The organism is Mycobacterium appelbergii (assembly GCF_032883035.1).
In the GTDB taxonomy this organism is placed as follows: Bacteria; Actinomycetota; Actinomycetes; order Mycobacteriales; family Mycobacteriaceae; genus Mycobacterium; species Mycobacterium appelbergii.
In genome coordinates this window covers 419881-434845 of sequence record NZ_JAMQTH010000001.1, presented here as the reverse complement: position 1 = coordinate 434845, position 14965 = coordinate 419881, and the positions used below count along the sequence as shown (strand labels likewise).

Below are 14965 nucleotides of genomic sequence, written 5' to 3'. Positions count from 1 at the left end.
GGCCACATTGACCAAAGATGTTTGCGGTTGAAGCCAAGCAGACGGCCGGCCGTACCCTGACGTTGTGGTTGACCTCCATCCCGCCCTCGCCGTCCTGGCTCCCCTGTTGGGCACCTGGGCCGGTCCCGGCGCAGGCGAGTACCCCACGATCGAGTCGTTCGGATACGCCGAGGAGGTCACGTTCGGCCACGTCGGCAAGCCGTTCCTGAGTTACGCCCAACGGACCAGGGCGCAGGAGGACGGCAGGCCACTGCACGCCGAGACGGGCTACGTACGGGTACCGTCCGCCGGCCGCGTGGAATGGGTGCTGGCGCATCCGACCGGTATTACCGAAATCCAGGAGGGCACGCTGACAATCGACGGGGACATCATCGAGATGCAGCTGAGCGCCACCACGATCGGCCTCACTGCGTCAGCCAAAAAGGTCGCGGCACTCACCCGTTCGATTCGGGTTGCCGGTGATGAGCTGACCTACACGGTTCAGATGGGCGCGATGGGACAACCGTTGCAGCACCACCTGGCCGCGACGTTGCAGAGGCAGCACCCATGAACGTCGACGGCAGGATCATGCTCCCCGACGATCTCGACGCCATCACGGCCATCGGCGACGAAGACCACTCTGGCATCGACCCGAAAGCGGTCGACGGCATCTGGCAATCGGTGCGGGACTGGTACGAGGCCGGGATGCACCCCGCGATTCAAGTCTGCCTGCGGCACAACGGCAATGTCGTCCTCAATCGCGCCATCGGACACGCGTGGGGTAATGGCCCGGACGATCCGCCGGACGCCGAGAAGATTCCCGTCACCACTTCAACCCCGTTCTGCGTGTACTCGGCAGCCAAGGCCATCAGCACCACGGTCGTACACATGCTGGTGGAGCGCGGGCATTTCTCCCTCGACGACCGGGTCTGTGATTACCTGCCCGAGTACACCAGTCACGGCAAGGACCGCACCACGATCCGGCATGTGGTGACACACAGCGCCGGCGTACCCATCCACACGGGACCGAGGCCCGACGTCACGCGCGTCGATGACAGCGCGTACACCCGCGAGCAGCTGGCCCAGTTGAAACCCGTGTACCGGCCCGGGCTGGTCCACATCTATCACGGGCTGACCTGGGGCCCACTGATCCGCGAGATCGTCTCCGCGGCGACCGGTCGCAGTATCCGGGACATCCTGGCCGAGGAGATCCTGGAGCCACTGGGATTCCGTTGGACGAATTATGGTGTTGCGCCCGAGGATGTTCCGCTGGTCGCGCCCAGTCACGTGACCGGAAAACCACTTCCGGCACCGATCGCGGCGGCGTTCCGAGCCGCTGTCGGCGGCACCCCCGACCGGATCATTCCGTTCAGCAACACCCCCTTGTTCCTCACCAGCGTGGTGCCGTCTTCGAGCACCGTCTCGACCGCCGACGAGCTGTCACGGTTCGCCGAAATGCTGCGCCGGGGAGGGGAGCTCGACGGCGTCCGGATCATGAAGCCGGAGACGCTGAACGCGGCGACGGCGCCGTGCCGCCGGATGCGGCCCGATGTCGCCACCGGGCTCAAACCGATGCGCTGGGGCACCGGTTACATGCTGGGCGGCAAGCGGTTCGGGCCGTTTGGTCGCAACACGGCCTCGGCGTTCGGACATACCGGGCTGGTCGACATCGCGGTCTGGGCGGACCCGGCACGTGAGCTGTCGGCCGCCATCGTCAGCAGCGGCAAGCCCGGCGCCCACCGGGAAGCCAACCGCTACCCCGCCGTTTTGGACCGTATCGCCGCCGAGATCCCGGTCAGCGGCCTTCGGTAGCCGCTTTGAGATGAGCCGCCGAGGCGATCCTGAGATGGGTGAGATCTGAAGCGACAGAGGCGAAAGTGAATCCTTCTGACAGGCGTCGGGCGGCCGCCGCACCATCAGCGGTGTGGATTCCGGCGGCAATACCGGCATTCGCGGCGGCTTCCCGGACCCGCAGCAGCGCCGCCTCGAACTCATCCTCCACGGCGGGGTCCTGCGAGTGGGCTCCACCGACTGCAAGGCGTAGATCCGAGGGACCCACATAGACCCCGTCCAGTCCGGGCACGGCGCAGATCTCGGCAACGTTGGCCAGCCCCTGCGGCGTTTCGATCATCGCCAGGACCACGGTGTCACGGTCGGCTTCGGCAGGCACCGGTCCGATCCGCAACTGTGCGCGCATCGGGCCATACGACCGGATGCCGTTGGGCGGATAGGTCGCTGAAGTCACCGCCGCGGCGGCCTCCGCGGCGCTGTTGACCAGGGGCACGATTACCCCTGCTGCCCCGGCGTCGAGGGCACGGCCGATCGGGGTCGGGTCGTTTGACTCGACCCGGACCAGCCCGACCGGACCGCCTGCGGCGTCGATCGCGGTCAGACCGGCGACCATCCCGGAGTAACCGATCAAGCCATGCTGGAGATCCAATGCGAGGTAATCCCAACCGACGTGGGCGACCCACTCGTGGGCCACCGGGCAATCCAGCACCGACCAGTAGCCCAGGATCTTTTCCCGGCGCCGCAGTCGGGCAGCGAACTCATGTGCACTCATCAGTCGGCCTTCCGGTCAGCGATTGTAATTCGGCATCGGTCCACGCAGCGCCGCACCGACGGCGTCGCAGGCTTCGATGATGTCGGGCTCCAGCGGTCCCTGTTCGAGGGCATCGATGTTCGCTTGCAAGTGAGCGACTTTGGACCCGCCCAACAGGATCGGTCCGGTCGCGGGTTTGGAGATCAGCCAGCGCAGCGCCAGTTCGGTCAGTCCCAGGCCGGCCTTGTCCGCGACGACGGCGAGTTGCTCGACCGCCTCGAAGATGGCGGTGTTCCAGTACCGCTGCTTGTACATCTGCGCCACCCGCGATGTGGCGAACCGCCCTTCCGCCGGAGCCTCGTCGTAGGAATGCCGCCCGGTCAGCAGGCCGCCACCCAACGGGTTGTACACCATCGTGATCAGACCCGTGACGGCGGCGAATTCGACGTACTCATCTTCGATCCGCCGCGCCAGCAGGTTGTAGAGCTGTTGGGCGACAATCGGCCGTGGGGCGCCGACCTGTTCGGCGAGGTCGTTGATCTCGCCGATCTGCCAGGCCGCGTAGTTGGACACACCGAGTGCGCCGATCTTGCCCTCGCCAACCAGTTCGGCTACCCCGGCGAGGGTTTCGGTCAAGGGCGCCGATCGATCGGGCTGGTGCAGATAGAACAGCTCGACGTGGTCGGTGCCCAATCGGCGGAGGCTGCCTTCCACGCTGGCGCGCACTCCTGCTGCTGACAGCGGTGAATGCTCGCCGGCATCGGGGTGCGGGATGCCCGCCTTGGTCGCGATCGTGACGGTGTCGCGGCGGCCTTTGAGCAACGTGGCGAGCATCCGTTCGGAATCGCCGCCCGCATATCCGTTGGCGGTGTCGATGTGGGTGATTCCGGCTGCCAACGCCGTGTCCAGCATCGCCGACGCGCCTGCGAGATCGACGGTGTCACCAAAGGTCATGGTGCCCAGAACAAGTGGCGTCCGGTTCAGATCAAGCACTATGCAACTCCTTGCGATGGGGTCGGCTTTCGGGCGGCGGCGCGGATCTGCGATACCACGCTGCGCGGTTTGACTCCGACCATGGTGGTGGGGTCGAGTGCGGCCGCGCGAAGTGCGCGGGTGTAGGGATCTTTGGGCGCGGTGAGCACATCGGCGCTGGCTCCGTGTTCCAGGATCTGTCCGCCGCGCATCACGATGATGGTGTCGCTGATCTCGCGCACCACGCCCAGGTTGTGGGAGATGAACACGTAGGTCAGCCCGGTGTCGCGTTTGATCTCGCGCAACAGGTCGAGCACCTGCGCCTGAACCGATACGTCCAGCGCGCTGGTCGCCTCGTCGCACACCAGCAGATCCGGCCCGCTCGCCAGTGCGCGGGCGATGCCGATGCGCTGCCGCTGGCCACCGGAGAATTCGGCGGGGCGACGTTGTAGTGCACTCGCGGAGAGCCCCACCCGATCGATCAATTCGGCTGCCTTGGCGTCTCGGGCACTGCGTTTACGCACACCCTGCAACCGTAGTGGCTCGCCCACGATGTCCACGGCGCTCAGGTGTGGATCCAGCGATCCGTACGGATCCTGGAACACCATCTGGATGCGCGACCGGAATGGACGCAACGACCGTTCCGACATGCGGGCCAGGTCTGACCCGTCGAACATGATGCGGCCAGAGGTCGGGGTGAGCAACCGGACGATCGCTTTCGCCAACGTGGATTTGCCACAGCCCGACTCCCCGACCACGGCCAGCGTCGATCCTTTTCCGACGGTGAAACTGATCGAATCCAGTGCACGGAACATCCCATTGGCGGTGGGGTATTCGACGACGAGGTCGTCCACTACAAGCAGCGGGTCGGTCATGCGGGCACTCCGATCCTGGTGGGGCCGTCGATCCGCGGCACCGCGTCGAGCAGGCGTTTGGTGTAGTCGCTCTGCGGCGTGCGCAGTAGATCCTCGGCGCCACCGCTTTCGACGAACCGTCCGCTGCGCATCACGTAGATGTGGTCGGACATCAGCCGCGCCACCCCGAGATCGTGGGTGATCAGCAGTATTCCGACCCCGGTGCGCTCCTGCAGCTCCAGGAGCAGATCCAGAATGCTGGCCTGCACGGTGACGTCCAGCGCGCTGGTCGGTTCGTCGGCGACGATCAGCTCGGGGCCCGCGGCGAGCGCGGCCGCGATCAGAATCCTCTGCAGCTGCCCACCGGAGAGCTGGTGCGGATACTTCGCCAGTTGCTCCGACGGCCGCGAAATCTTCACCTGCTCAAGCAGTTCCATGGCCCGTGTGTGCCGGTTGGCCCGCCCCGTCACACCACTGTGCCGAATTGCGTCGCGCAGCTGTGATCCGACCGTGTGGACAGGACTCAGCGCGGTCATCGGATCCTGTGGGATGAGCGCGATGTGCCGTCCGCGCACTTCCCGCAGGGCCTTGGTGTTCCCGAGGATGTCGCGGTCACCGAAGTGTGCGGATCCGGAAAGCACCGCGAGATCAGCCGGCAGCAGACCGAGAAGCCCCATCGCGGTAGTCGATTTCCCGGAGCCGGATTCGCCGATGATCGTGACGGTTTCGCCGGCGTTGATGCGGAAGGAGACCCCGTCGACCGCACGGATGACGCCACCCGCGGTGATCAGCTCGATCTGCAGATCCTCGACACGCAGGAGATTGCCCACCTCAGTTCACCTTCTTCCGTAGCAAGATTCTGCTCAGCCAGCCGGTTCCGGTTCGACCGGTGCGATCCCGCAATCCATCACCGAGCAGGTTCACCCCGACCACCAGCAGCGCGATCACCAGTCCCGGCAGGGTGACCAGCCACCACGAGGTGGTGACGTAGTCCTGGCCGTCGGAGATGATCCGGCCCCACGTGGCGAACGGCCTCTGCGGGCCTGCACCCAGATAGCTCAATGCGCTCTCCAGCAGCACCGCCTGGGCGAGCAGCAACAGGACGACCAGCGAGACCTGTTTGATGATGTTGGGCACGATGTGGCGCAACAGGATTGCGGTGCGGCCCAGCCCGAGCACCTGGGCGGCGGCGACGTACGGTTTCTCGCGTTCCACCAGGGTCAACGAACGGGTGAGCCGGGCGATCTCGGGCCACTGCGCGATCGCGATGACAAAGGTGATGACGGGAATCGACGGACCGAACAGCGCCACCACCAACAACAGCATCATCAGCAACGGCAGGGAGAGCTGTGCCTCCAGCAGCCTGCTGACGATGGCGTCGGCCCAACCGCCCCGGTATCCGGCGATTGCTCCGAGGGTGAGCCCGATCAGGCCGGACACCACGACCGCGAGCACCCCGATAGCCAGCGAAACCTGTCCCCCGAACAGCACCCGCGCCAACAAATCCCGGCCCAGTTGATCGGTGCCGAACAGGTGACCGTCGGACAGCGGCGGCAGCCGGCGGGCCGCGAGGTTGGTGGCATCCGGCGACGGCAGGGGCAGCACCCGGGCCAGCGCCACCGGCACGAACACGATCAGCGCGGCGATGCTGCCGACCCAGATCTTGACCCGGCTGTCGCGGGCCCGCCGGGTGGCGCCGGCCTGTGCGATGTCGCGTGGCGTGACCGCCGAGGGACGCGGTTGCTCAGGTGCATCGATAAGGGTCGTCATTTTCGTGCTCCTCGCGTGCGCGAATTCATCGGGAGCTTCCCTTCCCAAGCCGCACCCGCGGGTCCAGCACCGGATAACAGAGGTCGACAAGCAGCTGGACCAGCACCGCCAGCACAGAAGTCACCAGCACAGTCGCCTGGATCAGCGGGTAGTCGCGGGTTTCGAGCGCGCGGACCACCAGGGACCCGACACCCGGCCATGCGAACACGACCTCCACGACGACGACACCGTTGAGCAGTGAGGCGAAGCGCGTCCCCAGTGCAGTCAGTACCGGAATGGCCGAATTGCGCATCGAATACCGCCAGATGAGCTCACGCTCGGAGACACCCCGGGACCGGCCCACCGTGATGTACGGCGACGTGAACGCGCCCACCATCTCGCGGCGCACCATCCGTGAGATGAGCGCGATCTGCAGCACCGCGATGGTGACGGTCGGTAGCACGAGGCTCGACCAGGTGGTGAAACCGGCGGGCGGAAATACCGGGATCAGCACGGCGAACAACGTGATCAGCATCAGGCCGGTCCAGAAGTCCGGCATCGACTGCCCGGTGATGGTGACCGCGTTGGCGGCGAGTTCCCTTCGCGTGTCGGCCCGACGGGCCATCCACACACCGAGTGGGACAGCGACGACCGTAGTCAGCAGGATCGCCGCCACCGACAACGTGATCGTGTAGGGCAGCCGGTCCAGCACCACACCGAATGCGGGTGCCTGGAACGAATACGACGTGCCGAGGTCCAGGTGCAACAGCCCCTGCAGATAGCGCAGATACTGGACGAAGACCGACTGATCCAGCCCCATGTCGGTGCGTATGCGGGCCAGATCCTCGGTGGTCGCCAGCGGACCCGCCATCGCGAATGCGGGATCACCCGGTGCCAACCGGATGAGCACGAACACCGTGGTCAAGGTCAGGAACACGGTGAGCAGGCTCTGGCCCAACCGCCGGGCGATGTAACGCGGCATCGCGCCGGACAGAAGTTGCGAGAACCCGGACCGCGCAGGACTACTGGTCTTCGACGGTTGCTGCGGCGCTGGGGCGACGAGCTGTTCAGTCATCGATGACCTTTCGGTAACCCGTGGCGCGCGGACGCTCGGGTAACGGCCCTGGTCGAATGGGACCAGACTTGTAACTCAGCTCACAATGGCACGGTTGCGTGTTTCACGCAAGTATCGATTGGATTGTTGCGCGTTATGCGCAATAGCGCGTAGAGTTCGTACGTGTCAGCGGTCACAGCAGTAATCTGCCCGGAAGGTCGACGATGACCAAACCTTCTCTGCACCAGCAGTTCTCACGACGCACACTGCTGCGATCGAGTCTGTTGGTCGGCGCCGGGCTGGCTGTGGGTTCGGCTGCCGCGGGCTGCGCGACCCCCACCGGGCGGCCGGGCCCCACCACGGTGAGCCTGGCGATGAACCGCTCGATGACCACGCTCGACAACAAACTGCTGCAATACGACGCGGCGCTGACGGTGCAGCGGGCGGTACGCCAGGCGCTGACCGAGATCGACGATCAGCTGCGGCCCCAGTTGGTGCTTGCCGACCAGTTCCGGCTGACCTCTCCGACCCAGTGGTACGTGCGGTTCCGTCCGGGCATCCGGTACTCGGACGGTTCGCCGGTGCAGGTCAATGATGTGGCGACCGCGCTGAAGATGTACAGCCAGGTCCACGGTGGCTTTGTCGGTGGCTTCTTTCCGGAATGGCCGACGGTCCAGAAGATCGACGACACCAGCTTCACCCTGAACACCGAACGTCCCGTCCCGGTGCTCGACTACCTGATGTCGAACATCCTCATCACGCCTGCGGCGGCGAACCGGCCCGAGGACCTGCATTCCGGCGTCGGTTCCGGGCCCTACATCGTGACCCAGTCCGACCGCGGATCGGGCACCTACACATTGCAGCGCAACACCGGCTACTGGGGGCCTGCGCCGTCCGTCGAATCTGTGCGGGTGCGGTTCATACCCGACGAGTCGAGCCGTGTGGTCGCGCTGCGCAGCGGTGAGGTCGACGTCATCGACTCGATCACCCCAGACTCGATCGACCAGATCGACGGATTGTCCGGAGTCAGCGTCGATCACGCCGACGGTGTACGTCTCAACCAGCTGTTCTTCAACTTCCGCAAGCCAGCCAACAGTCCGTTCGCCGACGCGCGGGTCCGCCGCGCCCTCACCTACGCGATCAACGGCAAGGCATTGATCGACAACGTCTTGCAGGGTTCCGCGACAGCTTCGCGCGGCGTCATACCGCTCAGCCTCGACGGCGCGATCGAGACCGGCGAGTACGTCTACGATCCGCCGCGCGCGAAAGCCGAACTCGATGCGCTCGGACTTCGCGATCTCAAACTCAAGATCATCTGGGAGAGTGGTGAGTTCGCCGCGGACACCGACATCATGGAGTCGGTGGTGCAGATGCTGTCCGCGGTCGGTGTGCAGGCCACTCTGCGTCAGTTCGAACCCGGCGGGGACATCGCGCAGTGGCGCCAGGGTCGAGCCGGCGATTGGGATGTGCTGGGCAACGGCTTCCCCAGTCCGACCGGGCTGGCGCTGACCATCATGCAGGGGATGTACGCCGGGACCGCCGAGAAGGAAGCCACCCGGGACACCTACCACGGCTACCTGTTCCCGGACATCACCGCGCAGATCACCCACGCATCCGAGGAAGCCGACCCCAAGCAGCGCGCCCAGCTGCTGGCCGAGGCGCAACGTCAGATCTGGCAGACCTGCCCGTGCCTGTGGTCGTTCGTGCCCAAGGCCGTGTTGGGCAGGCGCAGCCGGATCGATGGAATCACGCTGCGGCCCACCAATTCCTATGACCTGGCCACCGTATCCCTGAAGGGCAGTTGACCCCGTGACCCGTGCCCCTGAGATCGACACCGCCGATGGCGTGGTCCGGCCCGTCACCGAGCCGGGCCGACGCGATGCGCTGTTGCCGCCACCGCACGTGCAGAACCACGCCGCCAACCTGGCAGTGCTGCCCGACGGGGAGTTGGCCTGTGTCTGGTTCGCCGGCACCCAGGAGGGCGTGCCCGATATCAGCGTGTGGTTCTCCCGGCTGCGCGCCGGGGTGTGGTCGCGGCCCGTGCAACTATCCGATGACCCGACCCGTTCCGAGCAGAATCCGATTCTGCACGTGGCCGATTCAGGCGAACTGTGGCTGCTGTGGACGTCTCAGCATGCCGGGAACCAGGACACCGCCCGGGTGCTGCGACGGATCTCCACCGACGGCGGACACACCTGGGGGCCGCCGCACGTCCTCCTTCCGGAGACCGCAGAGGGCGGGCTGTTCGTCCGTCAACCTCCGGTCGTGCTGCCGGGCGGCAGGCTGCTGCTGCCCATCTTCCATTGCGTACGGGTGCCGGGACGGCGCTGGGTGGGCGACCGCGACTACAGCGGCGTGATGCTCTCCGACGACGCAGGCAAGACGTGGCGGGAAGTGGTGGTGCCCGAAAGCACCGGATGCGTGCACATGAACATCGGTCGGCGCTCAGACGGCACCCTGGTGGCGCTGTACCGCAGTCGCTGGGCTGACTGGATCTATCGCAGCACATCGGTCGACGACGGCGAGACCTGGTCGCCGCCGGTACCGACCGAATTGCCGAACAACAACTCGTCCATTCAGTTTGTGATGCTGCCCGACGATCGAATGGCGTTGGTGTTCAATGATTCCAGTTCCGCCGATGCCATCGCCCGCCGCACCTCGCTGTACGACGAGATCGATGATGATGGTCTCGTTGACGGGCCGGTCGCCCAATCCGCACCGCCGTCCGGTGACACCCGAACCGCGTTCTGGGGTGCACCGCGCGCCCCGATGACCCTGGCGCTGTCCAGCGACGCGGGGCTGACCTGGCCGGTGCGCCGCAACATCGAGACCGGCGACGGATACTGCCTGTCGAACAACTCACGCGACGGCATCAACCGCGAGTTCTCCTACCCGACGATCGTCGCGACCGGGCACGCGTTGCACATCGCGTTCACCCGGTTCCGGCAGGCCATCGAGTACGTCGAAGTGACCGCGGAATGGACCGGGACATGAAAACCGCGGTGGTGACCGGCGCCAGTTCGGGCATCGGTGCGGCCGTGGTGCGCCGACTGCTCGCCGACGGCTGGCGCGTCATCGGGCTCAGTCGGCGTACGCCGGACCTCGGTTCAGCCGCCAACGCTGACCACTTCTCCTCGGTCGCCATCGATCTGGGCGACTTCGACGCGCTGCGCAACTGGGCCACCGGAGTCGAAGCGGTCGACGCAGTCGTGCACGCGGCCGGTGTGCAGTATTCGGCGCCGCTCGGTCAGTTGGACACGGACCACGGGGCCCAGATGTGGCGCATTCACGTCGGCGCCGCCGAGGTACTTGTCGATGCCCTCGTGGGAAACCTCACCGACGCTGGCCGGGTGGTGCTGGTCGGTAGTCGCACCATGGCCGGCAACGCGGGAAAAAGCCAGTACGCCGCAACGAAATCGGCGCTCGTCGGGCTGGCACGGTCGTGGGCGGCCGAACTCGCCGACCGCGCGATCACGGTCAACGTGGTGGCACCGGGACCGACCGATACGCCGATGCTGGCTGATCCTGCCCGTGCGCACACCCCGCCCAAATTGCCGCCACTGGGGCGCTTCATCGCACCCGAGGAGGTCGCCGGGCTGATTGCATTCCTGCTCGGTCCCGAGGGTGGCAGCATCACCGGCCAGGCCATCGTGCAGTGCGCAGGAGCATCGCTGTGACCGACCCCGCAGTCACCGTGCTGGCCGACGATCTGTCCGGGGCAGCGGAAACGGCAGGCAAGTTCCTCGGCGAGCGGGTTCCGGTGACACTTTGCCTCGACCCGACGACAACGCAGGCCGACACCGGCATCACGGTCTTCGATCTCGATACCCGTGCGATGACCGTGCCGGAAGCGCAACGGACCCTACGCGCCGCCGTCGCGGCACTCGGCCCAGAGGTGGTGGTGCTCAAGAAGATCGACTCGCTGCTGCGCGGCCACATCGGCCCCGAGGTCGACTGCCTACGCGAACGCGGACCCGTGATCGTGGCTGCTGCACTACCCGCACTCAACCGAACGGTCGAGGGCGGGGTGCTCCATCTCGACGGTGTTGCGCTGCACCGCACTGCGGCATGGGCAGTCGAGGACGCCGCGCCGCCCCGCAGCGTCGACGAGTTGTTCGGCACAGCGCATTCCGAATCGGTTCCGGCGGGCGGTGATCCGCGGCCGGCACTCTCCGCAGGCCGGATCGCGATCTGCGACGCCGCCTCGGATTCCGATCTCGACGAGATCGTCCGTGCGAGCCGAGGCATTCCCGGCATCCAGCTGGTCGGCACCGCCGCGTTGGCGGCCGCCGTCGCCCGCATCCTGCGACCCGCCACGCCCTGCGCTGTGCACCGCCGCCGGAACCTGAGCCTGCTGACCGTCGTCGGCACCGCCGCTGCACAAGCGGCCGAACAGGTCAGCCGCCTCGTCGCGCACGGCAGCCGCCTACTGACAGTGGACGCAGAAACACTGCGCCGTGGCACCGCCGACCCCACCGACATCGCCCGGGCGCTCGACCACGGGTCGGTCGTGCTCACGCTCGCCGGCGATATCCCACCCGGGAACAGCCGCCCGGTCTGCGCCGCGCTCGGTCAGCTGGTCGCCGCGGGCCAGGCCCACCATCGACCAGACCTGATCCTGACCGGCGGAGAGACCGCCCGCGCCGTGGTCGATGCCATCGGTCTCACCACCCTGCGGCCCATTCACGAAGTGCACCACGGTGCCGTCGTGTCGGTCGCGTCCGACGGGCGCAGCGTCGCGACCCGCCCAGGCAGCTTCGGTGATCGCACGAGCCTCACCGCGATCGCCGAGTACCTGGCCAGCCGCACACACGTCCACCCCCAACCGAAGGACAAGTCATGACACCCACCACTGCGATGCCTGTCGTCGCTGTCACGATGGGCGACGGCGCGGGCATCGGTCCGGAGGTCATCGTCGGAGCATTGCTCGACGAAGCCACCCGGGGCTTCTGCAACCCTGTCGTCATCGGCGACGCGAAACGACTGACCCAAGCTGCCGAGATCCTTGGGGTCCACGCCGAAATCGTCAGCATCGCATCGGTATCCGACGCCGAACAGGTATCCGGCCGGGTCAACGTCATCGACCTCGACCTGCTTCCTTCCGACCTTCGGTGGGGCGAACTGTCCGCGACTGCAGGCCATGCCGCCTACGAATACATCAGAGTGGCAAGCGAGTTAGCGTCACAGGGCGAGGTGCAGGCAATCTGCACGGCGCCGTTGAACAAGGAGGCGCTGCACGCCGCGGGCCACATCTACCCCGGACACACCGAGCTGTTGGCCGATCTCACCGGAACCGAGGAGGTGTCGATGATGCTGTCCACCCCCAAGCTCAAGGTCATCCACGTCACCACCCACATCGGTCTGCTCGATGCGGTCAACCGGATCGAACCCGGCCTCGTCGAACGCACCATCCGCCGAGGTCACGAGGCGCTGGTCCGTGCCGGCAACAGCGCGCCGAAGATCGGTGTGTGCGGTATCAATCCGCACGCCGGTGAGAACGGCCTCTTCGGCTACGGCGAGGAGGAGAAGAAGATCATTCCCGCGATCGAGAAGCTGACCGCTGACGGTATCGACGTACACGGTCCACTGCCCGCCGACACGGCATTTTTCCTGGCCGGCCGGGGTGACTACGACCTGATCGTGGCGATGTACCACGATCAGGGCCATGGGCCGGTGAAGGTGCTCGGCATCGAGGCCGGGGTCAACATCACCGTCGGGTTGCCGGTGATCAGGACCTCGGTCGACCATGGCACGGCTTTCGACATTGCCGGCAAAGGTATCGCCGAGGCCGGTAGTATGGTCGAAGCGCTTCGCCAAGCCGCGGAATTAGCAAGCAGCACAACAATTATCAAAGGATGACGCAATGCCGGTGCGTGGGTCGCAGGCCCGTCGGGCCGAGATCGTCCGGCTCGCCCGCTCGAGCGGTCTGGCCAGCGTCGACGAATTGTCGACAGAGTTCGGCGTCACCGCCTCGACCATCCGCCGCGACCTGGGGCAGCTGACCGAGCAGGGACTGATCGCCCGCACCTACGGCGGTGCGATCGCCCTCGGCCGACAACCGGAATCGTCATTCCGGCAGCGCGCGCTGGAAGGTTACGAAGCCAAACGCGCCATCGCGCGGTGGGCTGCCGAGCAGGTCCAGCCCGGTGAGACGATCCTGCTCGACGCAGGCACCACCGTCGGCGCGATGGGCGAGTTCCTCTGTGACATAACTGGATTGACTGTGGTAACCGCTGGACTCAAGGCACTTGAGGAGTTGGCCGATGCCGACGACGTGCGGGTCGAGTGCATCGGCGGCACACTGCGCCATCTCAGCCAGGGGTTCGTCGGCCCGCTGGCCGAGGCCACGCTGGGACGGCTGACATTCGACCGGGCCTTCCTCGGCGCTGACGCCGTCAATGCCGAACTGGGCATCTGCGAAGCAGAATTGGAGCAGACCAGGCTCAAAGAGCTCATGATCGAACGGGCGGACACCGTGTATGTCCTCGCCCATGCCGCCAAACTCGGCCAGCGCCCGTTCCACGCGTGGGCCCCGATTCCGCCGGGCACGACACTGGTCACCGACGAATCAGCGAGCGACGAGGCGGTCAAACTCTTCCGCTCGGCCGGTCTGAACACGGTGCGGGTGCCGTGACCGACTGGCCATCAGAGCTCCAGATACATCACGTGTAAGCCCACCAATCCGTGCCTGCGGGACCGGTAGGCCCGAGGGACGGTGCCGATGATGGTGAACCCCAGCGACTTCCACAACGCCACGGCTCGCGCATTGGTCTCCACCACTGCATTGAATTGTATTGCTGCATAGCTGTTTTTCCGGTGCCAGTCGATTACCCAGTGCGCCATCGTCCGGCCTACACCGCGGACCGGCGATGTCGCGTCGACCATGAAACTCGCGGTGCCGACGTGATCACCCCTGCCGGTCTTGTTGGGCCCCATCCTGGCGGTTCCGACGATGACGCCGTCGGCCACCGCGACGATGGTGTGGCCCGGAGCCGGAGCAGGCCACAGCTGCCGGATCTCTTCGTCGGTCAGGCCGTCGGGATAGGTGTAGCTCTCCCCGTCGGCCACGATGGCGCGGAAGAACGGTGCGATCGCTGCGATGTCGGAAGGCTGGGCGGCGCGAATTTCCACAGCCCGACGATACGACCCGTTGACTACTACGTCACGTAGTAATAGTGTCCGGGAATGAGGCACTGGAGCTGTGCACAATGGGGGCTGCTGGTCATATCGCTGTTCCATGTAGCCCAGGCCGTCATCGGGTTCATCGCCGAGCCCAGCTTCGCGACCGGCCCGGATGCGCCGACCGCTCAGATTCTCGGCATGGACTACAACGGTTGGCACGCGGTAGCCGGTCTCGCACTCTTCGGTCCCGGCCTGGTGCTGTGCCGGCGAAAATCCTGGTCGGTGCTGTACCTGTTGCTGGCCGCGGTAGCGGGGGCGTTGCCCGGGATCTGGGCGTTCTTCTCGAACCAGGTCGCCTACATCTTCGCCTTCCCCAACAACATGACCGACGCGGTGGTCCACCTGGTTACCGCCGCAGTGATGCTGACGGTGGCAGCCGTGCAGGTCCGCCTCGATGGCGGCCTGCGGAATTCATTAGCTGAGCTACGCCCCAAACGCTGACCACAGACAGTTAGCTGGCCGGTTCGGAAGATAACAATTCGGTCACCGCGCAGATCACGATCAGTTAAGAACCGCACCCGGAGTCTGAGAGTATTCAAGATCAAACCCCTCAGGCGCGCGAGATTGAGGCGCAATTCACTCCGTCGGGGTGTAACGCTTCCACGCTGGTCGAGGGCCCGCCCGCGCCATGCG

16 protein-coding genes are annotated in these 14965 nt (G+C 66.0%); 9 read left to right on the top strand and 7 right to left on the bottom strand.

Translation table 11 applies throughout. The annotated features are described in order from the left end of the window. Nucleotides 1-64 precede the first annotated feature (64 nt). Together M1247_RS02025 and lipE are read left to right on the top strand one after the other, a co-directional pair. Nucleotides 65-550, top strand: a complete 486-nt coding sequence (locus M1247_RS02025) for a peroxynitrite isomerase (protein ID WP_317154582.1) — start codon at nt 65-67, stop codon at nt 548-550. After that, nucleotides 547-1791 carry a lipase LipE gene (gene lipE, locus M1247_RS02020; protein ID WP_317154581.1) on the top strand — a complete coding sequence of 415 codons (1245 nt, stop codon included), beginning with the start codon at nt 547-549 and terminating at the stop codon, nt 1789-1791. The genes M1247_RS02025 and lipE overlap by 4 nt, the downstream gene beginning before the upstream one ends. Here lipE and M1247_RS02015 read toward each other — a convergent pair. Genes M1247_RS02015 through M1247_RS01990 form a run of 6 tightly spaced genes read right to left on the bottom strand, consistent with a single transcriptional unit; the run spans nt 1775 to nt 7078 of the window. Next, the gene (locus M1247_RS02015; protein ID WP_317154580.1) at nt 1775-2542 is read right to left on the bottom strand and encodes an HpcH/HpaI aldolase family protein; all 768 of its coding nucleotides are present in this window, start codon (nt 2540-2542) and stop codon (nt 1775-1777) included. The two genes, lipE and M1247_RS02015, sit on opposite strands and share 17 nt — an antisense overlap. A 15-nt stretch (nt 2543-2557) precedes the next feature. Then, nucleotides 2558-3514, bottom strand: coding sequence for an aldo/keto reductase (locus M1247_RS02010; protein ID WP_317154579.1), 957 nt, complete (start codon nt 3512-3514; stop codon nt 2558-2560). Continuing rightward, the gene (locus M1247_RS02005; RefSeq protein ID WP_317154578.1) at nt 3514-4368 is read right to left on the bottom strand and encodes an ATP-binding cassette domain-containing protein; all 855 of its coding nucleotides are present in this window, start codon (nt 4366-4368) and stop codon (nt 3514-3516) included. Before M1247_RS02005 ends, M1247_RS02010 begins: the two co-directional genes overlap by 1 nt. Next, nucleotides 4365-5177, bottom strand: coding sequence for an ABC transporter ATP-binding protein (locus M1247_RS02000; protein WP_317154577.1), 813 nt, complete (start codon nt 5175-5177; stop codon nt 4365-4367). The genes M1247_RS02005 and M1247_RS02000 overlap by 4 nt, the downstream gene beginning before the upstream one ends. Before the next feature lies 1 nt (nt 5178). Further along, nucleotides 5179-6117: an ABC transporter permease gene (locus M1247_RS01995; RefSeq protein ID WP_317154576.1), complete on the bottom strand. Its 939-nt coding sequence runs from the start codon at nt 6115-6117 to the stop codon at nt 5179-5181. A gap of 25 nt (nt 6118-6142) precedes the next feature. Next, nucleotides 6143-7078 carry an ABC transporter permease gene (locus M1247_RS01990; RefSeq protein WP_317155005.1) on the bottom strand — a complete coding sequence of 312 codons (936 nt, stop codon included), beginning with the start codon at nt 7076-7078 and terminating at the stop codon, nt 6143-6145. 296 nt (nt 7079-7374) lie between these two features. On the opposite strand from M1247_RS01990, the gene M1247_RS01985 reads away from it, so the two are divergent. The 6 genes from M1247_RS01985 to M1247_RS01960 are packed head-to-tail and all read left to right on the top strand — an operon-like array spanning nt 7375 to nt 13784. After that, nucleotides 7375-8955: an ABC transporter substrate-binding protein gene (locus M1247_RS01985; RefSeq protein WP_317154575.1), complete on the top strand. Its 1581-nt coding sequence runs from the start codon at nt 7375-7377 to the stop codon at nt 8953-8955. Between the two features lie 4 nt (nt 8956-8959). Continuing rightward, nucleotides 8960-10144 carry a sialidase family protein gene (locus M1247_RS01980; protein WP_317154574.1) on the top strand — a complete coding sequence of 395 codons (1185 nt, stop codon included), beginning with the start codon at nt 8960-8962 and terminating at the stop codon, nt 10142-10144. Next, complete coding sequence (locus tag M1247_RS01975; RefSeq protein ID WP_317154573.1) at nt 10141-10827, top strand: SDR family NAD(P)-dependent oxidoreductase; 687 nt, start codon at nt 10141-10143, stop codon at nt 10825-10827. The genes M1247_RS01980 and M1247_RS01975 overlap by 4 nt, the downstream gene beginning before the upstream one ends. After that, the gene (locus tag M1247_RS01970) at nt 10824-11993 is read left to right on the top strand and encodes a four-carbon acid sugar kinase family protein (protein WP_317154572.1); all 1170 of its coding nucleotides are present in this window, start codon (nt 10824-10826) and stop codon (nt 11991-11993) included. The genes M1247_RS01975 and M1247_RS01970 overlap by 4 nt, the downstream gene beginning before the upstream one ends. Next, nucleotides 11990-13009 carry a 4-hydroxythreonine-4-phosphate dehydrogenase PdxA gene (pdxA, locus tag M1247_RS01965; RefSeq protein ID WP_317154571.1) on the top strand — a complete coding sequence of 340 codons (1020 nt, stop codon included), beginning with the start codon at nt 11990-11992 and terminating at the stop codon, nt 13007-13009. Before M1247_RS01970 ends, pdxA begins: the two co-directional genes overlap by 4 nt. A gap of 4 nt (nt 13010-13013) precedes the next feature. Beyond that, nucleotides 13014-13784 (top strand): DeoR/GlpR family DNA-binding transcription regulator, encoded by a 771-nt coding sequence (locus M1247_RS01960; RefSeq protein WP_317154570.1) that lies wholly within the window; start codon nt 13014-13016, stop codon nt 13782-13784. A gap of 11 nt (nt 13785-13795) precedes the next feature. On the opposite strand, the gene M1247_RS01955 is transcribed toward M1247_RS01960, so the two are convergent. Next, nucleotides 13796-14281, bottom strand: a complete 486-nt coding sequence (locus M1247_RS01955) for a GNAT family N-acetyltransferase (protein WP_317154569.1) — start codon at nt 14279-14281, stop codon at nt 13796-13798. Nucleotides 14282-14335: 54 nt separating this feature from the next. On the opposite strand from M1247_RS01955, the gene M1247_RS01950 reads away from it, so the two are divergent. Further along, entirely contained in the window at nt 14336-14773 is a 438-nt protein-coding gene (locus tag M1247_RS01950) for a DUF4383 domain-containing protein (RefSeq protein ID WP_317154568.1), read from the top strand. Nucleotides 14774-14965 lie beyond the last annotated feature (192 nt).